The organism is Sphingomonas piscis, from assembly GCF_011300455.1.
GTDB lineage: Bacteria > Pseudomonadota > Alphaproteobacteria > Sphingomonadales > Sphingomonadaceae > Sphingomicrobium > Sphingomicrobium piscis.
Window position 1 is genome coordinate 794,628 of record NZ_CP049869.1, and the last position, 20,797, is coordinate 815,424.

Here is a 20,797-nt window from a genome sequence, read left to right on the forward strand (position 1 = left end):
CGGCAACAGTTCAGTTCGGATAGGATGTTTTAAGTGACGCAAGCCAGTGATCAGCGTGCCATCTACCCCAGCCTGAAGGGCAAGCGCGTCCTTATCACCGGCGGTGGATCAGGCATCGGTGAAGGCATCGTCGAAGGCTTTGCGCATCAGGGGAGCGAGGTCACGTTTTTCGACATTTCGGCCAACTCGCAGGCGGTTGCGGAACGCACCGGCGCCAAGTTCGTCGACATCAACCTGACCAACATCGGCGCCGTCAAGCAGGCAGTGTTGGACAACGGGCCGTTCGACGTGCTGGTCAACAATGCCGCCAACGACGACCGCCACGACATCGAGGCCGTCACCGAGGAATATTGGGACGACCGGATGGACGTGAACCTCAAACACCTCTTCTTCTGCACGCAGGCTGCGGTGAAGGGGATGAAGGAACGCGGGGGCGGATCGATCATCAACCTGGGCTCGATCAGCTGGCACCTCGCACTGCCTGATCTGGCGCTCTATCAGACCGCGAAGGCCGCGATCGAGGGACTGACCCGCAGCCTTGCCCGCGATCTCGGGCGCGACAAGATCCGCGTGAACTGCGTTGTGCCCGGCAACGTCCGTACCGAACGCCAGCTTCAATGGTACACGCCGGAGGGCGAGCAGGAGATCGTCGACGCGCAGTGCATGTCGGGGCGCCTGATGCCCGAGGACGTCGCGGCCTTGGTGATGTTCCTGGCGGCTGACGACAGCAAGTTGATGACTGGACACGAATATTTCGTGGATGCAGGCTGGCGCTGATGAGTGAACCGCATAGCGTCTGGGAGCTTGGCGCCGAACTTGGCGAAGGACCCGTTTGGGTCGAGCGGGATCAGGCGCTCTGGTTCGTCGATATCAAGAAGAAGCATATCCACTGCTTCGATCCGGCGAGCGGTGACAAACAGAGTTGGGATGCTCCCGAGTTCGTCGGCTTCGCCCTACCCGCGCGCAGCGGTGGGTTCATCGCCGGGCTGCAAAGCGGGCTGGCTCGTTTCGATCCGGCGGACGGCAGCTTCTCGCGCATTGCGGCGGTTGAGCCGAATCTGCCCGACAACCGCCTCAACGATGCGGTAACGGACCCGACCGGCACAATGTGGTTCGGGTCGATGGACAACAGGGAGGTCGCCAAGTCCGGCGCTTTCTACCGTTTCTCCATCGGCAAGGTCCATGCTGCCGGCGTCGCCGACATCGAAATCACCAACGGGCCTGCCGTCTCCCCTGATGGGCGCACGATCTATCTCGTCGACACGCTAGGCCGCTCACTCACCGCCGCGGACCTTGGCCCCGATGGTCGGATCGGGCCGCGCCGGCCCTTTCTCCAGTTGACCGAGGCTGACGGCTATCCCGACGGCCCGACGATCGACAGCGAAGGCTGCGTTTGGGTGTCGATATATGCTGGCTGGGAAACGCGCCGCTATTCCCCGGCAGGCGAGCTTCTCCAGCGGGTTCGATTTCCAGTGCCCAACGTCACCAAGATTGCGTTCGGCGGTCCCGACCTCACCACCGCCTATGCGACAACCGCGCGGCAGGGAATGTCGGCGGAGGAGCTGGACCGCGCACCGCAGTCCGGCGACCTATTCAGCTTCCAAGTCGATGTGCCGGGGGTATCATGCGCGTACGTAGCCGACTGACCACATTCGCCGCTCTTCTGGGCGGCATCACCACGCCCGCGTTTCCGGCCCCCACACTTCACCCGCTGATCAGCGACCATGCCGTACTCCAGCGCGGCACGCCGCTTCGGATCTACGGGACCGCGACTCCGGGCGAGCGGCTCACAGTGGCACTTGGCGACGGAAGCCGCAGCATCCGCGCGGACAAACAGGGTCGCTGGCTTGCCGAACTGCCGGCAATGCAGGCGGGCGGACCCTATTCGCTCCAGGTCACCGGTGCCAATGGCGCTACCGCTTCGGCCCAAGACGTGATGATCGGCGATGTCTGGCTCTGTTCGGGCCAGTCGAACATGGAATTCGGCCTTGCACAGTCGCTCGGCTCGTTCGGTGCGATCATGACCTCGGCCGACGAGCAGCTGCGCATCACCACCATTGCCAAGAAGACGTCGATCAACCCGGAAACCTCTTTCGGCGAAGCGCCGAAGTGGGACCTTGCCGGCCCGAAGACGGTCCCCGATTTTTCCGCCGCCTGTTACTTCATGGGGCGCGATCTTCGCGGGTCGCAGAAGGTGCCGATCGGCCTTATCGATTCCACCTGGGGCGGTACGCCGATCCGTGCGTGGATGAACGAAGCCGCGGTGGAATCGGTCGACGGTAAGGCAGCCACCGGTCTGATCTCCACCTTCCGGCGAGACCCGGCAGCAGCGCAGCGGCAGCTCGGCCAGGACTTCGGCACCTGGTGGCGAGCGCAAAGCGGGGACAGCGCCGGCCGGGAGCCGTGGCTCAAAGGTAGTGCACTAAACTGGGCGGCAATTCCCAACGTCGGCTTCTTCAGCACATGGGGCGCCGACTGGAGCGGCTTCACAGGCGCAATCTGGCTGCGTCGTACGGTCAGCCTCACCGCCGCGCAGGCGGCTGCAGGCGGCACCCTTTCCTTGGGCGTCGTTGACGATATGGATCAGACCTTCGTCAACGGTGTCGGCGTCGGCAACACCAACGATTGGGGCGCCGAGCGGACCTACAAGATCGCGCCCGGCATCCTGAAGGCCGGCGAGAATGAGATCATCGTCTTCGCCCGCAACAGCTGGGGTCCGGGCGGTCTGGCCGGCCCCGCGGAGAAGCTGAAGCTGACCTTCGCCGATGGCAGCACGCAGCCGCTCGGCGACGGGTGGCAATTCGCCAAGGTGGACCCGAAGATCGGCGCGCCTCCCTCCGCTCCCTGGTCGGGTCCTAACGGTGCCGCGACGCTCTACAACGCGATGATCGCGCCGCTTGGGCCGATGGCACTCAAGGGCGCCGCCTGGTACCAGGGCGAAACCGACGTCGACACACCCAGTTACGACCGGCGCCTCGCTGCCCTGTTCGGCACGTGGCGCAAGCAGTTCCGTGACCCTAACCTCCCCGCGATCGTCGTCGGGCTCGCCGGATATGGTCCCATGCGATCGACGCCGTTCGACAGCGGCTGGGCACGGCTTGCGAGCGAGCAGCGCGCCTTCGCGCAGACCGACGCTCATGCCGCCTTTGTCCCCGCGATCGACCTTGGCGAACCGGACGATATCCATCCGACCAACAAGCTGGAGCTTGGTCGCAGGCTGGCGCTGGCGGCGCGTACAATTGCCTATGCGGATACCGGGGGGAAGCTGTCGCCTCTTCCGCTTCGTGCCACGCGCACCGGTGACGCGGTGACCATCACCTTCAGCAAGCCGCTTCAGGCGTTGAGCGGCAAGTCGGCAATCGGCTTCGAACTGTGCGGCGAGACGCAGGCAAGCTGCCGCTTCGCCGATGCCCGCGTCAGCGGATCGACCGTCACGATCCCGGGAGACGGCCAGCCCGCAACACGCGTGCGCTTCGCCTGGAACGACTATCCGGTCATCAATCTATACGACACGGATCTGCTGCCCGCCTCGTCGTTCGAACTGCCGATCAACTAGGCACGTGATGGTCGCGGGGTTCTCTCAGGAAGAGGATCCCGATGACCACCGTCAGCACCGCAACCACGATCGGGTACCATAAGCCGGCATAGATGTTGCCGTTGGCGGCAACGATCGCGAAGGCGATGGTCGGAAGGAAGCCGCCGAACCAGCCGTTGCCGATATGGTAGGGCAGCGACATCGACGTGTAGCGGATGCGCGCCGGGAATAGCTCCACCAGTAGCGCCGCGATGGGCCCATAGACCATCGTCACGTAAAGGACGAGGATCGTCAGGATGAGGATCGCGAGCGGCATGTTCGCCTGCGCCGAGTTCGCCTTTGCCGGATAGCCCGCCGTCTTCAGCGCGCTTCCAGCCCGCTCCTGGAATGACTTGATCGCATCGGCCTTGGCGGGAGATGCCAACGCGGCCGCATCGGGCGCCGGCAGAGCGGTGTTGCCGATGATCAACTGGGCTGGGGAGCCGACCGCCAGCGCCCGGTTCTCGTAACTGATGCCCGCCTTGGCGACATAGGCCTTCACCACGTCGCACGAATGCGCGTCGAACTTGTTCTTGCCGATCGGATCGAATTGCACCGAGCAGTCGGCCGGGTCGGCAGCCACTGTCACCGGCGCGGCCGATTGCGCCCTGGCAAGCGCCGGGTTCACCGCACCGGCCAGCGCATGAAACAGGGGAAAGTAGGTCATCGCGGCCAGCAGGCAGCCGGCGAGGATGATCTTCTTGCGGCCGATCCGGTCGGACAGCCAGCCGAAGAAGACGAAAAATGGCGTGCCGAGCGCAAGCGCGACGGCGATCATGATGTTGGCCGTGTAGCCATCCAGCTTCATCGTCTTTTCGAGGAAGAAGAGGGCGTAGAACTGGCCCGTGTACCAGACCACCGCCTGCCCCGCGACCGCACCGAAAAGCGCGATGAGGACGATCCGGAGGTTACCCCAATTGCCGAACGCCTCGGTGAGCGGCGCTTTGGACGTCGTGCCGCTGTCCTTCATCTGCTGATATACCGGGCTCTCGTTCAGCTGCAGCCGAATCCACAAGGAAACGCCGAGAAGCAGGATCGAGGCGAGGAAGGGAATACGCCAGCCCCAGTCGGCAAATGCTTCCTCACCGATTGCGGTGCGGGTACCGATCACCACCAGCAGCGTCGCGAACAGCCCAAGCGTTGCCGTGGTCTGGATAAAGCTGGTGTAGAAGCCGCGCTTGTTGTCTGGCGCATGCTCGGCGACATAGGTCGCCGCACCGCCATATTGGCCACCGAGCGCAAGCCCCTGCAGCAGGCGAAGCACTACGAGCATCACGGGCGCGGCCACGCCTGCCGTTTTGTAGCTCGGCAGCAAGCCGACCGCGAAGGTCGAGAAGCCCATGATGCCCATGGTTACCAGGAAGGTGTTCTTGCGCCCGACCAGGTCGCCGATGCGGCCGAAGACGAGAGCCCCAAACGGCCGCACGAAAAAGCCGGCGGCGAAGGCGGCCAGTGCGAAGATAAACCCCGTCGTCTCATTCACCCCGCTGAAGAATTGCGTCGTGAGGATCGTCGCCAGCAGGCCGTAGAGGTAGAAATCATACCATTCGAAGATGGTGCCCAGCGACGATGCGGCGATGACGGATGCAACGCCTTTCTTCGGCGGCTCCGCGGCTGTTGTTGAACCCTCGGCCAAGGCCCTCTCCCATGTTCGAACGCTAGAACAAAAAAGGGGCGGTCAGCCATGCGCCAACCGCCCCTGATTCAAGTAAACGGACGGTTGGCGTCAGCCCTCCATCTGCTCCAATTCTTTGCCCTTGGTCTCTTTGATTAGCTTCTGCACAAGGAAGAAGCTGATCACCGAGCAGACAGCGTAGAAGCTGTAGCTTGCGGCCAGGCCGAGGCTTCCCAGCATGATCGGGAAGCTTTGGGCGACAAGGTAGTTGGCGAACCATTGCGCGAAGCCGCACACGGCTAGCGCCGATCCACGGATCTGGTTCGGGAACATTTCGCCCAGCATGACCCACATGACCGGGCCCCAGCTGATGTTGAACAGCGCCGAATAGGCCAGCGCCGCGACCACCGCGACCATACCCATGCTGCCCGGAAGGGCGAGCTGATCGCCGTTCAACGTGCCCGTTGAGAAGGCATAGACCATGATGAACAGCGCGATTGCCATCCCGGCCGAACCGATCAGCAGCAGCGGCTTGCGACCGATCTTGTCGACCAGCGCGACGGTAACGAAGCAGGCCGCGATCGAAATGGCACCCGAGATGATGTTGGTCTGCAGCGCCTCAGCCTCGGAGAAGCCGGCGGCCTGCCACAGAGTCGCACCATAATAGAAGATCACGTTGATCCCGACGAGCTGCTGGAACACCGCCAGCATGATGCCGGCCCACACCAAGGTGCGAAGTCCCAGGAAGCCGCGGGTTCCGGCAGGCGCCTTCACGTCGCTGAGCTTTGGACGGTGGTCAGCATCGAAGCTCGCCTTGATCTCCTCCAGCTTGGCGCTGGCGACTTCCGCCCCGAAGAGCTTGGTGAGGACCTCCTGGGCCTTTTCGTTACGGCCCTTCGAGACAAGGTAGCGCGGGCTTTCAGGGATGAAGAGCAGGGCCAGCAGGAACACTGCGGCAGGCAGCGCCTGCATCAGGTACATCCAGCGCCATGCTTCAATGCCGCCCCAGAAACTTGCCGTGGACTCACCCGCCGAAGCTGCAAGGACGTAGTTCACGAGGAAAGCAGCGGTTAGGCCGGTGATGATCATGATCTGCTGCAGCGTCGTCATACGACCGCGAATGCTCGCGGGCGCAACTTCCGAGATGTAGGCAGGCGAGAGGACGCTCGCGGCACCGACAGCCATGCCGCCCATGATACGCGCAAGCACGAACAGGGTCTGGTCGTGAGCGAGGCCCTGGATGATCGCACCGATGAAGAAGAGCACGGCGGCGATCATCATCGTGTTACGGCGACCCATCAGGTCGGCCAGGCGGCCGGCAAAGAAGGCGCCGATGAAGCAACCGATGAGCAGCGAACCGACGGTAAAACCGAGCCCCGCATCGTCCAGGTTGAATTCGGTCCTGAGACCGCCTTGCGTGCCGTTCACCGCCCCGCTGTCGTAGCCGAACAGGAACCCGCCGATCGTCGCGACGGCAACGATGGCCCCCACATATCCCATATTTGCCCGTGCCGGGCTTGCTTCAGTCATTCCCCTCTCCCTCGTGGAATGTTTCTTTGTTGTTAGCGGTAACAGTTTCCCTGCTGCGCGCAATCACTTGCTGGCAGCTTTTTCCCTGCGTTTCGAGCCTTTTTCCAGCGGTGGTGGCCCGGAAGACTCACGGATGATGAGGGCATGGGTCAAGACGCGCTCGTTCACCTTGCGCTGTGTCTTGGTAATGCGGGAGCGAAGGTCCGCCATCAGTAGGTCGAGCGCCGCCTCCGCCATAGCCGCGATCGGCTGCTTCACGGTGGTCAGTTCCGGCCAGACGCTGGTCGCAAGCATGGTGTCGTCGAAGCCCACCACACTGATGTCCTGAGGCACCGACATACCATGGCGGTGGATGACGCTGATCGCCGCCGCAGCCATGTCGTCATTGCTGGCGAAGATGGCGGTGGGCCGCTTTGCGCGCTTCAGCAGCCGTTCGGTGGCGATGATGCCGGAACGATAGCTGAAGTAGCCCTGTTCCACCGCCATATCGTCCACCTTCATTCCCGCTTCTTTGAGCGCGTCCGCGAAACCCTGCGCGCGATCCTGGCTGGCGATATGATTGGGATGGCCACGGATGAAGCCGATGTTCCGGTGTCCAAGGCAAAGCAGATAGCGCGTGATCTCCTCGGCCGCTGCGCGATCGTCGATGCGGACATTCAGGCTGTGGGGCTTTGGGGAGGCCATCGCGACCGTGACGAACGGCATCCGAAGATTGGCCAGCTCCTGCAGGATGGGTTTCGATTCAGACAGCGGCGGCGGCAGGATCACTCCGTCGACGTCGCTGAGCGCGAAGCGGCGCGCAACTTCTGCCTGCTCGCCGGCATCTTCCGACTCACATGCTTCGATCGTCAGGTGCGCGCCGGCGTGGCGGGCCGCGTGGAGGGCGCCGATCAGGAACTGGCTGAGGTAGCTGGCGCTCGGGTTCGCATAGAGCAGACCGAAGTGCATCGGCTCGCCTGCCGCCAGGCTGCGTGCAGCGCTGTTGGGCGCATAGTTGAGTTGCTTGACCGCTTCGGTCACTTTGACCCGGGTCGCCTCTCGAACGTTCTTGCCGCCATTGATGACGCGCGACACGGTCATCGCCGACACACCAGCGGCGTGCGCGACATCCTCGATGGTGACGGTGCCGCGGCTGCGGCGCGTGGACCCCCTCTCCCTGCTCACGGTGACGACGTTATTGCGGCCGCCAGCTGTTTGCAAACTGGCGTTGACGGATGGGGCGCTGGCCCCTCAGTTATGCAACAAGCGGCCGGTAAGCGCTGTCACACCTTGGAAGGATGATCATGACGAACCTGCACCGCCGGCTGAAGTCGATCGCTGCCGTTGCCAGCCTGGCCGGAATCATGGCCGCCAGTGCCGCCGCGCAGACCGGCCAAGCGATCTACAAGGACCCTCGGCAGCCGATCGAGCAACGGGTGGAGGACCTGCTGTCGCGCATGACGCTGGAGGAGAAAGCGGCGCAGCTGATCACCGTCTGGGAGGGCAAGGCTAAGATCCAGACGGATGCGGGCGTCTTCGATGCCGCGGAGGCGTCGCGCAACTTTCCCGACGGATTGGGCCAGGTGGCGCGGCCGTCCGACAAACGCGGCGTGGTGCGCTCCAACAATGCGGCGGGAGCGTCGGCGGCTGGCACCAACCGCGAGGCAGCCGACACGGCGACCTACGTCAATGCGGCGCAGCACTGGGCCGTCGAGCGCACTCGGCTCGGCATTCCCATCCTGATGCATGAGGAAGCGTTGCACGGCTACGTCGCGCGCGGAGCCACCAGCTTTCCTCAGGCGATCGGACTCGCCAGCAGCTGGGATCCCGCGCTGATCGAGCGAGTGTTCGGAGTTGCCGCGCGTGAAATGCGCGCGCGCGGCGCAACGCTGGCGCTGGCGCCAGTGGTCGATGTCGCGCGCGATCCGCGATGGGGTCGGATCGAGGAAACCTATGGCGAGGATCCGTACCTCGTGGGAACGATCGGCCTCGCCGCCATTCGCGGCTTTCAGGGCACAACCTTCCCGCTGCCGGCCGATAAGGTGCTGGTGACGCTGAAGCATATGACAGGGCATGGCCAACCGGAGAACGGCACCAACGTCGGCCCCGCGCAGGTGTCTGAGCGTATCCTGCGAGAGAATTTCTTCCCGCCCTTCGAGCGTGCCGTGAAGGAAGCGAACGCGCAGGCGGTCATGCCGTCCTACAATGAAATTGACGGTGTGCCGTCCCACGCCAACAGCTGGCTGCTCAACGACGTGCTTCGCGGCGAGTGGGGGTTCAAGGGCGCGACCGTCAGCGACTATTATGCCATTCGCGAACTGATCAGCCGCCACCACCTGTTCAGCGATATCAAGGACGCCGCCGAACGTGCCATCAAGTCTGGCGTGGATTCCGAAACGCCGGACGGGGAAGCCTACACTCACCTCCCCGAGCTCGTCAGGAATGGCAAGGTGCCGCAAGAACTGGTCGACAATGCCGTACGCCGGATGCTGCGCCTGAAGTTCGAATCTGGCCTGTTCGAGAACCCCTATCCCGACGTTGCGGGCGCCGAAGCCAAGACTGCGACCCCGGAGGCGGTGGCGCTTGCCCGCGAGGCCGCACAGCGGTCGGTGATCCTGCTGAAGAACCAGGGTGGACTGCTGCCGCTCAACATCAACGGCATCAAGCGCATCGCGCTGCTCGGCACCCATGCCAAGGACACACCGATCGGCGGCTACAGCGACGAGCCGAAGCATGTCGTCAGCGTGCTTGAAGGGCTGCAGAGCGCCACCGCAGGCAAGGTCGCCATCGACTATTCGGAAGGCGTGCGCCTGACTGAAAGCCGCTGCTGGTCATGCGACGAGGTCAACCTTGTTCCCGCCGAGGTCAATCGCAAGCTCATCGCCGAGGCCGTCGAAACCGCGAGAAAGGCGGACGTTGTGGTGATGGTGCTCGGCGACAATGAGCAGCTGAGCCGCGAAGCCTGGGCCGACGGGCACCTCGGAGACCGCACATCGCTCGACCTTGTCGGCCAGCAGAACGAACTCGCGCAGGCGGTCCTTGCGCTCGGCAAGCCGACGGTGGTCGTGCTGCTCAACGGACGGCCGCTCTCGATCAACATGCTTGCCGAGAAGGCGCCTGCGATTCTTGAAGGCTGGTATTTGGGTCAGGAGACGGGGAATGCCGTCGCCGACGTGCTGTTCGGCAAGGTCAACCCAGGGGGCAAGCTCCCCGTCAGTATCGCCCGGAACGTTGGCCAGTTGCCGATCTACTACAACCGCAAGCCGAGCGCCCGGCGCGGCTATCTGTTCGACACGACGACGCCGCTCTACCCGTTCGGCTACGGCCTCAGCTACACCAGCTTCGCAATCGGTACACCCCGCATCGCCGACGCCCGCATCCGCAAGGACCAGAGCGCGAGCGTAAGTGTCGATGTGACCAACACGGGTAAGCGCGTCGGCGACGAGGTGGTGCAACTTTACGTCCGCGACGATGAGGCGAGCATTACCCGGCCGGTGATTGAGCTAAAAGGTTTTCAGCGCGTGACGCTTCGCCCCGGAGAGCGCCGGACGTTGCGCTTTACGTTGAAGCCTGAGGACTTGTCCCTCTGGAACCTTGAGATGAAACGGGTGGTCGAACCCGGCACCTTCACCATCTCCGCCGGACCGAACTCGGTTGACCTTAAGAGCTCGAAGCTGACGGTTACGGATTAGCGCCGTTGCACATGGCGTTGAGCTCCGCCTGATGGTCCGGGGCGGCGGATAGGGATACGCCCTTGGCGCGCGCCTGGTCGCTCTCGCTCGCCGGCGCAGGCAAGGTCAGGTCCGTATAGCCCCGGTAAACGGGATCGCGCTGGGCCTGCTGAAGCGTCACCAGGCGGAAACCAGCATCGCGGTAGGCGCGGATCACCTGCGGCATCATCCGGGCGCTGAGCGCACTGACGTGCATCAGGAGGACGTAAGGGATGTCGCGGCCGTACAGCTTGTGTGCGTTTGCGCGGGCGGAGGCGATATTCTCGCCGACTGAAGCGAGATACAGACGCTCCATGCGCGCCATTGCAGCCGTGTCGCCGGCAGCGGCGCAGCGCGCGTAAGGGGCGGTGAACGCCCAGTCCGAAAAACTCATGGTCACGGCCGCGACCTTGTAGCCGTGCTTGGCGAGCACCTGCCGCCCAGCTGCGCGCTTCGCCGCATTCTCCCCTTCATCGAGGAAGGGGTAGCGGAACCAGCGCCAATCGCCGCCTCCGCCGAGCCGCTGCAGCGTCGCCTCGTTCTTCGTCACTTCCGCCTCGAACTGCGCTTGCGTGAGCTCGCTTAGGTGCGGATGGGACCATGTGTGGTTGCCCAGCGGAAAGCCGGCGGCGTGCCACGCGGCAAGTGCCTGCGCCGTTTCGGGCTGCCGCTCGACGCCGACGGCGTTGACGAAGGTAAAGGTCGGCGCCTTCGCCGCTTTCAGCGCAGCAACCATCTGCGCGTTGACCTGGTTCGCCGTCACCCCCGGAGGCATGCCGCCGTGCACAGGCAGATCGTCGATGGTGATCGCCAGCTGCAGCGGCTGCGATGCGGATGGCGCGACGCTCGCGCACCCCGCAAGTAGAACCGCGGCAAGCGTAAGGGACGCGCGACCGACCATCTCAGAGTTCCTTTACGGAAGACGAGCCTTCCCAGATATCGACGCCCTCGCTCGACGAATTGGCATCGATGCGCGCCAGTTCGTCCGGCGAGAAGTCCAGCCGCTTCAGCGCGCCCAGTGAGTCTTCCAGCTGCTGCACCGTGCGGGCACCGATCAGCGCCGATGTCACACGCGGATCGCGAAGCACCCACGCGATCGCCATCTGCGCCAGCGTCTGGCCGCGTGCCTGGGCGATGTCATTCAGCGCCCCCACGTTGCCGAGCACCTGCTCGTTCAACACGTCCTTGGGGAAATGAACGCCGCGCACCACCCGTGCGTCATCGGGAACGCCGCCAAGATATTTCTTCGTCAGCAATCCCTGCGCAAGCGGGGAAAAGGCGATGCAGCCGACACCGAGATCGTCCAGTGTGTCGAGCAGTCCGCCCTCAATCCATCGGTTGAGGATGGAATAGCTCGGCTGATGAATCAGCAGCGGCACGCCCTCCGACTTGAGGATGGCCTGCGCCTGGCGCGTCAGCTCCGGCGAGTAGGATGAAATGCCGACGTACAACGCCTTGCCCTGGCGGTGCGCCTGCACAAGCGCACTCATCGTCTCCTCCAGCGGTGTCGTCGGATCGACCCGGTGCGAATAGAAGATGTCGACATAGTCGACCCCCATCCGCTTTAGACTCTGGTCGAGGCTCGACAGCAGATATTTGCGCGACCCGCCATTGCCATAGGGTCCCGGCCACATGTCGTAGCCGGCCTTGGTCGAGATGATCAGCTCGTCGCGATAGGGAAGAAAGTCGGCCTTCAGCCAAGCGCCGAAATTCTCTTCCGCGGAGCCGTAGGGCGGCCCGTAATTATTGGCGAGGTCGAAGTGCGTGCAACCGAGGTCGAAGGCGCGCCGAAGGATCGAGCGCCCGGTTTCGAAAACGTCATTGCCACCGAAGTTCTGCCAAAGCCCGAGTGACACGACCGGCAGGTCGAGCCCGCTTCGGCCACAGCGGCGGTAAGGCATACGCCCGTCGTAGCGACTGTCCTCGGCGACAAAAGGCGGCTTGATCACGTCGTCAATTTCCTTTTCGAGTTGTGTTCATCCGACGCAGCTGATCGCGAGTCAGCTTTCCGGATTGCGAAATCATGTTGTCCGGCCACTTGCCCGATGGCGAGGCGCCCGGAAGCAAGGCCGCCGAACTCTCATTTTTGTCGGCGATCGACCAGTTCAGATAGCTGAGCTTGTTCTTTTCCATAAAGTCGAACCAGCGGCGCGTCTCAGCCACATCGACATTCCCGTTGCCATTGGCGTCAGTGCTGCCCCATTCCGTGACGAACAGGGCGGCGCCGAGCTTCATCGCCCTGTCGGCCTTGTCACGCAGCGGCTGCCGGTGCGTGCCCGCATAGAAGTGGAGCGTGTAGGCCGTGTTGGGGTCGGCCAGCGGATCGGCTGCAGCCTCGTCGACATCCTGCGACCAGCTGCGCGTGCCCGCCACGATCAGATTGTCGGGATCGGCCGCGCGGATGCTGGCGATCACTTGGTTGTGGTAGGGCTTCAGCACCGCCGCCCACCCATGTTTTGGCAAGGGCTCGTTGTATGTCTCATAGATGATATTCGGATGGCGCCCGTAGTTGCGCGCGATCCTGGCGAAGAAGTCCGCTGCCGCCTTCGGCTCGGGGTCGTGCGCGTGCCAATCCACGATGACGTAGATGCCCTCCGCGATCGCGGCGTCGATCACCTTCTCCACTTTGCGCATTTCCGCGGCCGGGCGCTCCAGGTAACCGCCGCTGTGCACCCCCATGGCGGCGCGCACGACATCGGCGTGCCAGTCCTTGGCCAACGTTCGAACGACCGCACGGTTGTAATATTTGCCCTGCCACTGGCTCCAGAACAGAGACATGCCGCGAAGGACGACATGCTTCCCATGCTGATCGACGATGCGGTTGCCCTGCACTCGGAGCGCACCATGTTCTTGCACCGGGGTTCGCGCGGCCGCCGTCGTAGCGCCGGTCAGTGCTAGAAGTGCAATCGCGATTCGCAGCAGCGTCACTTCTGGACCGAGAAGCGGAAGATGGTCGTTGCCCGATACACCTCGCCCGGACGCAACAGCGTCGATGGAAGCTGCGGGTTGTTGGGAGCGTTCGAGACATGCTGCGCCTCAAGCGCGATGCCGCCGTGGCGGGGCAGTTCGATGCCGTTCGCGCCCCGATCCCGTCCAAGATGGCCGGCCGTGTAGGCAAGGATGCTCGGCTCGGTCGTCAGCACGTCCATGACCCGGCCGGATTTCGGATCGGAGAGGCGGGCGGCAAGCCGCGCCACGTCGCCCCGCCCCTCCAGTATCCAGCCATGGTCGTAGCCGTTCGGCCCTACCAGCGGATCTCTGATCTTTGATCCGATGGTGCTGGGCGCGCGAAAGTCGAACGGGGTTGCGGCGACGGACAGATACTTCCCCGTAGGAATGGAGCCGGGGCCAAACTCTATGTAGCGATCGGAAAAAACCTGGAACCGGTGGTCGAGAATCGTCCCGTTACCCGCACCGGCGAGGTTGAAATAAGCGTGATTGGTGAGGTTCAGCACCGTCGCGGCATCGGTCCGCGCGTCGTAATCAATCTGCAGCGCATTGTCGTTCGTCAGGGTGTAGGTGACCCGCACGTCCAGCTTGCCCGGGAAGCCCTGCTCCCCCGCCGGGCTGCTGTACGTCATCAGGGCCCCGACCCGATCGCGCTGGCTGAACGGTTCCACCCGCCAAACCGTGGAACTGAGGCCATTTCCGCCGCCATGGAGCGTATTGCCCCGTTCGTTTGCGTTGAGCGGATAGTCCTTGCCGTCGATCCGGACCCGCGCACCCGCGATCCGGCCCGCGTAGCGCCCGATCACCGCGCCAAATCCATAGCCTTCGTTCTTGGCTTCCCAATCGGCCATCGAGTCGAAGCCCAGATTGACGTTGGCCACCTTGCCGTTGCGGTCGGGAACGATGATGTCGGTGATGGTCGCGCCATAGCCGATCAGACGCACCTCCATGCCATGGTCGTTGCGCAGGATCGTCTGCCCGATCTGCGTCCCGTCCTTGAGCTTGCCGTAGGGCACCTCGACCGCCGTTCCAGCCCAGACGGGGGCGGCGACCGCAAGCGCGGCCATGACCAGCAACATCCTCATTGAGCCCCTCCCTTGCCGTAAAGTCGGTCAGCGGCGAGGGCGAGGAACATGTAGTTCGTTTCTCCGCCGCCCATGACATATTCCGTCTGCTGCCAGAAAAAGGGCCATTCCTTCAGCTCCGGCAAGTCCGGCCGAATAAGGGCCGTGCCGGAAATCACGCCACCTGGGATGTAGGAGAAGTCCGCACGATTGGTACCGTAGGCCACCGTCGCCGACTTGGCGCCTACGCCGCTGACGAAGCTGTTGGTGTTCTCGCCGGGGTGAACGCCGAGCACGAAGTTTAGCGCGCTGACCCAGCTCTGCGGATCGGTGTGCTGCGGCCATCCCTTGTGGAAGAAATACTGCCGGACGCCGCGCTCCTGGATTGTCCAGCCTGCCCCCCAGATGTCGGGCTTGTAGGGCACGCCGTACGGTGAGTCCGTGCGAGCACTCTGCTTCACTGTCGCCTGATAAGCGGCGACCGCCGCATCCAGCCGCCGCTTGAAGCCTGCGTCGCGAATCTGCCCGAGCACGGGTGCAAGCCGCCAGGCGGAGTCCTCGATGTTGCCGAGGATGTCCTTCTCCATCGCAACGATCTGGCGGGCATAGGCCTGGTCGCCGGTTGCGTGCAGCAGTTCGGCAAGCGCGAATACCTTGTTCTGGACGCTCTTGCCGCGCGGCATCGCCTTCGCGGTGAGGTCGCGGGCAGCAGCCAGCGTCTCTGCGGCGAAGGCGGGATTGCTCGCCTTCATCACCCGCGCGCTCGCCGCCAGACCGGCCGCCGCGTAAAGCTCGCGATTGGGATTGTCCTCGGTGAACACCCAGCGGTCGTCGAACGGAATGGGATTGCCGCTGGCGTCCTTGCCAAGCCCCTCCACGGGCTTGCGCCAAACATTGTCCGACTGGTTCTCGGCTTGGCCAAGCATCACATATTGACGGTGCGTGGGCTCGATGATGCCGCGATAAAGGCGTCCCATCGAACGATAGCCGCCCATCACGCTCAACAGGCCATGCTCGAGCTGCTGGACGGCATCATTCTTGCCATCGGGCGTGTGGATCTCCACCAGCTTGCGCTTCTGATCGATGGTGGTGGCGTCATAATCGAGGCCGAATTCCTCCACCATCTTGGCCAGCAGCCACATGGTGCCGATCTGGCTTTCGACGCGCATGTCGTAGTCGCCGGCGTCATGCCAGCCGCCGGCATCCAGCCCGGGCACCAGTTCGTAAGGCTTATACTTGGTGAGCGTGCTCGGACCGGAGGCGTAGCCGTCAAAGTGGTTGAGGTTGGTCGGCGCCATCAGCGCGTCGTCGAGATGGTCGTGCGCGTGCCACACCCGGTACTTCTGATGCACCCGCATGTGGCACATCTGGGCGGGCAGGAAGACTTCCAGCGTCGGCTGCCACACGTGGCGCGAATAGACGTCGGCGCCGATCTTGAACGGGTGGGAGCTCTTGCCGCCGTAGCTGACGACATACATGCCGGGCTGCGTCACATTGCTGAAGTCCAGCGTGCGATACTTGTAGCGCAGGAAATCGCCCCATTGCTGCGGGACCCCTTGCATCACCTGCTCGCGGCCATTCTCCGTCAGGCGGTACAGCGTTGCGGGTCCGACGTTCGCGTCACTAGGGTCGAGCTCGAACACCGCCTTCTTCGGCTGGTTCGGGGCATAGCCGACCTGGCTGACCTGGATCACGGGCTCATATTTCCAGTTCGGCTGGACGTGCGGCGTGACCACCCATTCCAGCGCGTTCGTCGTCTTGCCTGCCGGGATCGGCTCACGAACGATGAACCAGCCATTGTTGTGGTTGAGGCGGCCGTCAATCAGCTCCATTGCGCCGCTGCTGCTCTGAAAGGTCATGCGCTGTTGATCGTCGTCGGCAGCCACGACCAGCTTGCGTCCCGTCGCGAGCGCAACGCCTTCCGGTTCGGTGTTGAGGTCGGTGACCGGCCCGTTAGGCTGCACCGGAACCGGCACCTCGACCTTCGGCGCATCGGCCGCCGGGGCCACTACCGGACCGTTGGGTTGACGCGGAAAGATGCCGCTCTGACCGTCCATCAGAAAGCTCTTGCCCCAGTAGTGGATTGGCAAGAGTTCGAAGTTGAAGCCGATCTTGCCGACCCATTCCGCCGGGATTGGCTTGTCGAGATCGACGTTGATGCGGAAGCTATTGCCCGCGAGCGGCGTCACCCGAACCTTATAATTGACGTCGATGTTGGGGTAGAAAACCGGATTGAAGCCCTTGCGGTTGGCTTCCGGGTTCGGGAAGGTCAGCGTCTGGCTGATCGTGTTGGTGGCACGGTCAACGTTGCGGGTCACGGTCTTGGGCATCGCCGACCATTGGCCGGGCGAAGGCTCCAGCCGGATGTCGCCGTTGGCAGCAACGCGCTTGCCATGCTGGATGATCGTGACGCCGGTCTGGTGGCCTTCGGGATAGTAATCGTTGAAGACCATCACATCGAGGCCTGGCGTGGTGAAATAGCCCTTGTCGTTAAGCTTCAAATTCTGCGCGAGGACGGGCGTAGCAAGGGCCGAGGAAGCGGCAAGAGCAATCAAGAACCTGGTCTTCACGCCTTATTCCGCCCGGAAACATATTGCGTTGATGCGTTGGCGAAGGCCGCGGCGATCGCATCGCGCATCGGCTTGGCACGGAAGTTGGCATCGTAGGGCGTTCCGCGCTTGATCGATTTGTCCGCGCGCGGGTCGAAGCCGGTCAGCCAGCTATATTTGTCGACCATGCCCCAAGCCATGATCGTCTGCAGCTGAGGATAGCTCAGCATCACGTCCATGTACGCGCGGGTGTAATCGGCCACCATGCGGTCGCGCTGAACGATGTCGTCCGGAGCCTTGCGGTCGTTGACGTCCAGTTCCGTGATCTCGAGCCCGTAGCCCATCGCCACCACCTCATCGAGGAAAGTGCGCCACGGACCCGTGGACTCGCGCACGATCTCGCCGACCGGCAGGTCCTTCAGCAGGCGGATGTGCGACTGGATCCCGAGCGCATGAACCGGTGTTCCGCGTTTGCGGAAACCTTCCAGCAGCTTGAGCACGCCCTTGATGTGGGTTTCGTCCTCCGTGCCGCGCTCCCAACTCATATAATCGTTGTAGACCAGCTGCGCGTGCGGCGCCTCGTTCTGCGCGGTGTGGAACATCAGATCAAGGAAGGCTTCGCCCCCATCGCCTTGGTAACCACAGTGTCACGGATCTCGCCCGTTTCCGGCTGCACCGCTTCGTTGACAACATCATAGGAGTAAATGCGCTTGCCGTAGCGCCGGGCCACCGTTTGCACATGCTCGGTCAGCATTGCCGCGGCAGCGCTCGCCGGCCGCGCGCCGAAGTCATGCGTCTTCAGCCATTCCGGATACCATTGAGTCGGCGTCCAGAAGAGCGTGTGGCCACGCAGCAGAAAATTGTGCGACGTCGCATAGTCGGCGATTGCATCGAACGACTTGAACTCGAACTGGCCCTCGTTGCGCCTCGTCCACTGCCATTTGAGCTCATTTTCAGGCACCAGCACGCCGCATTCGCGCTCCAAGATGGAGGCGTAAGCGGGGTTGGCGAAGCTGCCGCGATCGGCATTCGGAGGCGACCAGGAAACGGCGGAGCCAAAGCGCCGGCCTGTCCGCCGTGCCAGGCTGTCCAGGGAATCCGCAGGACGCAAATTGGATGCCGGTCGAACCGGCGTGCACGCGGCAAGCGCACATGCGCCGCCCAGCATCAGGCTTCCGCGCCTGGTGACTTCCATAACCTCTCCCCATGGTAGCGCTACCAATCTTTCGCGCTTACAAGCATTTAGCGCCGTCCACGAAAGAGTCGCCAGAAAATGTTGCGCCTGCTGATCCTGACTAACATCCTTTGGTCACTTCTTTTTGTTGCCGCGCCTGCCTCGGCGCAAGTGGAGGACGGCTACGATCTGTGGCTCCGCTACCGTCCGATCGCTGCCCAGGCGACGCCGCAATATGCCGGCCGCGCGACCAGCGTGGTGGCCGAATCTACATCCCCGACCATCGCGGCTGCGGCGTCCGAATTGCGGCGCGGCATCGGTGGCATGCTGCAGGTGACGCCCGCCGCCGACCTTCGCGATGGTGCGATCCTGATCGGCACGCCGGCAAGCTCCGCACTCATCCGGCAGATGCGGCTCCCACTGCGAAGGCTCGGAAACGAAGGCTATCTGCTACGATCGGCAACCCTGCGCGGTAGCCGGATTACGGTGGTAGCCGCCAATGGCGAAACAGGCGTGCTTTACGGCAGCTTTGCGCTGCTCCGTCGAATGCAGATGCAGCAGTCGATCGACAGCCTCGACATCTCGGAAACGCCCGCGCTCAAGCTCCGTATGCTCAACCATTGGGACAATCTCGATGGCTTCATCGAGCGGGGCTATTCCGGCAAGTCGATCTGGAACTGGCAGCAACTTCCCACCGTCGACGCCCGCGTCATCGATTATGCCCGTGCCAATGCCTCGGTCGGCATCAACGCGACCGTGCTCAATAACGTCAACGCCAATGCGCAAATTCTGACCGAGCCCTACCTCCTCAAGGTCAAGGCGCTCGCGGGTGCCTTTCGTCCCTATGGGATCAAAGTCTATCTTTCGGCACGTTTCTCCTCGCCGATCGATCTCGGGCACTTGAAGACGGCGGACCCGCTCGACCCTGAGGTCCGTGCCTGGTGGAAAGCGAAGGCGGACGAAATCTACCGCCTCATTCCCGACTTCGGCGGCTTCCTGGTCAAGGCCAACAGCGAGGGTCAGCCCGGTCCGCAGGGTTATGGCCGCAATCATGCCGACGGCGCCAACATGATGGCCGACGCGGTGAAGCCGCACGGCGGCCTCATTTTCTGGCGCGCCTTCGTCTACGCGATGGGCCCGGACCAGGACCGCATTCGTGCCGCCTATGACGAGTTCAAGCCGCTGGACGGCAAGTTCCGCGACAATGTGATCGTTCAGGTCAAGAACGGCCCGTTGGACTTCCAGCCGCGCGAGCCGTTTAGTCCACTGTTCGGCGCCATGCCCAAAACCAAGCTCGCGCTCGAAACTCAGGTCACCCGCGAATACCTCGGCCAGTCCACCGGTATCGCCTACCTCGGCCCGATGTGGAGCGAAGTGCTGCGCAGCCGCACCGCCCGACCTCGCCCGACCTCGGATGTGGCAAGCACCATCGTCGCGATCGCAGGCGTTTCGAACGTAGGCAACGACCGGAATTGGACCGGTACCTTGTTCGACCAGGCCAACTGGTATGCCCACGGCCGGCTTGCCTGGAATCTGCACGCCGATCCCGCTGCTGTCGCTAATGAATGGACCCGTCTCACCTGGGGGAACGCACCGCAGGCGATTACGCTGATTACGTCGCTGATGATGGGATCACGTGAAGCGACCGTCGACTACATGACTCCCTTCGGGCTCACCCACCTTATGGGAACGAGCCACCATCACGGCCCTGCGCCCTGGGTCGCCGACCTCGGCACGCCCAGTTGGAACCCGGCCTATTTCCACAAGGCCGACGCGACCGGCATTGGCTTCGACCGGACCACGGCCGGCAGCAATGCCGCGGACCAATATGCGCCCGAGATCGCCCGCACCTTCGCCGACCTGGACAAGGTTCCCGACGAATATCTTTTATGGTTCCACCACGTCCCCTGGTCGCACCGGATGCGGTCCGGCGACACGTTGTGGAACGCCTTGGTCGCGCGTTACGATCTGGGCGTCGCCAAGGTTGGCGCGATGCAGGCACAGTGGTCCGCGCTGTCCGGCACCATCGATCCCGTCCGCCATGCGCAAGTGGCCGCGGACCTGCGCGCCCAGCAGCAGGAGGCGCAATGGTGGCGGGACGCGTCGATCGCTTACTGGCAGAGTCTCAATCATCTGCCGCTACCGGAAGGTCACCCCCTCCCTGCCCGGCCGCTTAGCTATTATAAGACGATCAAATTTGAAGGACTGCCCGGCAACCCTTAGGCGGATCGTAGGCCAGGGCTGCGCGTTGCAGCAATAAGGAGAGGTCCAATGCGTTTGAACGTCCTGCCCCTGGCATGTCTCGCCCTTGTCGGCTGCTCATCTCAGAGCGGACTGTTGACCAAGGACACTTTCGCGCAGGAAGTGGAGGGACGGACAGCTGGCAAGCCGCAATCCTGCATCTCTCCGTTCGGGCAAAACAGCATCCGGACTGTGAACAAGCAGATGGTTGCGTATGGGTCGGGCTCGACGATCTACGTCAACCGCTTGCGCGCTCAATGCCCGGGTCTGGAGCCGATCAACACGCTGATCGTCGAGGCTAATGGGGGCCAGTATTGCAGCGGCGACCGGATCCGCACGCTTTATCCAGGATCCACCATTCCAGGTCCTGCTTGCCTGCTTGGAGAGTGGACGCCCTACCGGCGACCGTAAC

The 20,797-nt window shown here is 63.3% G+C and carries 16 protein-coding genes; 6 read left to right on the top strand and 10 right to left on the bottom strand.

The features are described 5' to 3' along the window. The first annotated feature begins 33 nt into the window (after positions 1 to 33). Genes G7077_RS03975 through G7077_RS03985 form a run of 3 tightly spaced genes read left to right on the top strand, consistent with a single transcriptional unit; the run spans position 34 to position 3,556 of the window. On the top strand, positions 34 to 777 hold the full coding sequence (locus G7077_RS03975) for an SDR family NAD(P)-dependent oxidoreductase (RefSeq protein ID WP_166410583.1): 744 nt from the start codon (positions 34 to 36) through the stop codon (positions 775 to 777). Continuing rightward, positions 777 to 1,646, top strand: a complete 870-nt coding sequence (locus tag G7077_RS03980) for an SMP-30/gluconolactonase/LRE family protein (protein WP_166410584.1) — start codon at positions 777 to 779, stop codon at positions 1,644 to 1,646. Before G7077_RS03975 ends, G7077_RS03980 begins: the two co-directional genes overlap by 1 nt. Further along, complete coding sequence (locus G7077_RS03985) at positions 1,625 to 3,556, top strand: sialate O-acetylesterase (protein ID WP_166410585.1); 1,932 nt, start codon at positions 1,625 to 1,627, stop codon at positions 3,554 to 3,556. The genes G7077_RS03980 and G7077_RS03985 overlap by 22 nt, the downstream gene beginning before the upstream one ends. On the opposite strand, the gene G7077_RS03990 is transcribed toward G7077_RS03985, so the two are convergent. The 3 genes from G7077_RS03990 to G7077_RS04000 form a co-directional block, all read right to left on the bottom strand. Beyond that, a complete protein-coding gene (locus G7077_RS03990) occupies positions 3,549 to 5,210 on the bottom strand; it encodes an MFS transporter (protein WP_246167363.1) in 1,662 nt (553 codons plus the stop codon). The genes G7077_RS03985 and G7077_RS03990 overlap by 8 nt on opposite strands. A gap of 90 nt (positions 5,211 to 5,300) precedes the next feature. After that, positions 5,301 to 6,719: a sugar porter family MFS transporter gene (locus G7077_RS03995; protein WP_166410586.1), complete on the bottom strand. Its 1,419-nt coding sequence runs from the start codon at positions 6,717 to 6,719 to the stop codon at positions 5,301 to 5,303. A 63-nt stretch (positions 6,720 to 6,782) separates the two neighbouring features. After that, a complete protein-coding gene (locus G7077_RS04000; protein WP_246167364.1) occupies positions 6,783 to 7,883 on the bottom strand; it encodes a LacI family DNA-binding transcriptional regulator in 1,101 nt (366 codons plus the stop codon). Positions 7,884 to 7,996: 113 nt separating this feature from the next. Between G7077_RS04000 and G7077_RS04005 the strand changes: the two genes are divergently transcribed. After that, complete coding sequence (locus tag G7077_RS04005) at positions 7,997 to 10,390, top strand: glycoside hydrolase family 3 N-terminal domain-containing protein (RefSeq protein ID WP_425505303.1); 2,394 nt, start codon at positions 7,997 to 7,999, stop codon at positions 10,388 to 10,390. Here the strand turns inward: G7077_RS04005 and G7077_RS04010 are convergent. The 7 genes from G7077_RS04010 to G7077_RS14050 are packed head-to-tail and all read right to left on the bottom strand — an operon-like array spanning position 10,380 to position 18,165. Then, positions 10,380 to 11,309, bottom strand: coding sequence for a polysaccharide deacetylase family protein (locus G7077_RS04010; RefSeq protein ID WP_166410588.1), 930 nt, complete (start codon positions 11,307 to 11,309; stop codon positions 10,380 to 10,382). The two genes, G7077_RS04005 and G7077_RS04010, sit on opposite strands and share 11 nt — an antisense overlap. Position 11,310: 1 nt before the next feature. Next, the gene (mgrA, locus tag G7077_RS04015) at positions 11,311 to 12,309 is read right to left on the bottom strand and encodes an L-glyceraldehyde 3-phosphate reductase (protein ID WP_206367727.1); all 999 of its coding nucleotides are present in this window, start codon (positions 12,307 to 12,309) and stop codon (positions 11,311 to 11,313) included. 52 nt (positions 12,310 to 12,361) lie between these two features. Continuing rightward, on the bottom strand, positions 12,362 to 13,336 hold the full coding sequence (locus tag G7077_RS04020; protein WP_206367690.1) for a glycoside hydrolase family 5 protein: 975 nt from the start codon (positions 13,334 to 13,336) through the stop codon (positions 12,362 to 12,364). Then, positions 13,333 to 14,442: an aldose epimerase family protein gene (locus tag G7077_RS04025; RefSeq protein ID WP_166410589.1), complete on the bottom strand. Its 1,110-nt coding sequence runs from the start codon at positions 14,440 to 14,442 to the stop codon at positions 13,333 to 13,335. The genes G7077_RS04020 and G7077_RS04025 overlap by 4 nt, the downstream gene beginning before the upstream one ends. Further along, entirely contained in the window at positions 14,439 to 16,991 is a 2,553-nt protein-coding gene (locus tag G7077_RS04030; RefSeq protein WP_206367691.1) for a glycoside hydrolase family 9 protein, read from the bottom strand. Before G7077_RS04030 ends, G7077_RS04025 begins: the two co-directional genes overlap by 4 nt. After that, positions 16,988 to 17,572: an endo-1,4-beta-xylanase gene (locus G7077_RS14045; RefSeq protein WP_246167366.1), complete on the bottom strand. Its 585-nt coding sequence runs from the start codon at positions 17,570 to 17,572 to the stop codon at positions 16,988 to 16,990. Before G7077_RS14045 ends, G7077_RS04030 begins: the two co-directional genes overlap by 4 nt. Next, positions 17,572 to 18,165, bottom strand: coding sequence for an endo-1,4-beta-xylanase (locus G7077_RS14050; RefSeq protein ID WP_246167368.1), 594 nt, complete (start codon positions 18,163 to 18,165; stop codon positions 17,572 to 17,574). Before G7077_RS14050 ends, G7077_RS14045 begins: the two co-directional genes overlap by 1 nt. Positions 18,166 to 18,243: 78 nt before the next feature. Here G7077_RS14050 and G7077_RS04040 point away from each other — a divergent pair, with 78 nt between their 5' ends. Continuing rightward, positions 18,244 to 20,367 carry an alpha-glucuronidase family glycosyl hydrolase gene (locus G7077_RS04040; protein ID WP_166410590.1) on the top strand — a complete coding sequence of 708 codons (2,124 nt, stop codon included), beginning with the start codon at positions 18,244 to 18,246 and terminating at the stop codon, positions 20,365 to 20,367. A gap of 48 nt (positions 20,368 to 20,415) precedes the next feature. Further along, the gene (locus G7077_RS04045; RefSeq protein ID WP_166410591.1) at positions 20,416 to 20,796 is read left to right on the top strand and encodes a DUF6491 family protein; all 381 of its coding nucleotides are present in this window, start codon (positions 20,416 to 20,418) and stop codon (positions 20,794 to 20,796) included. Position 20,797 lies beyond the last annotated feature (1 nt).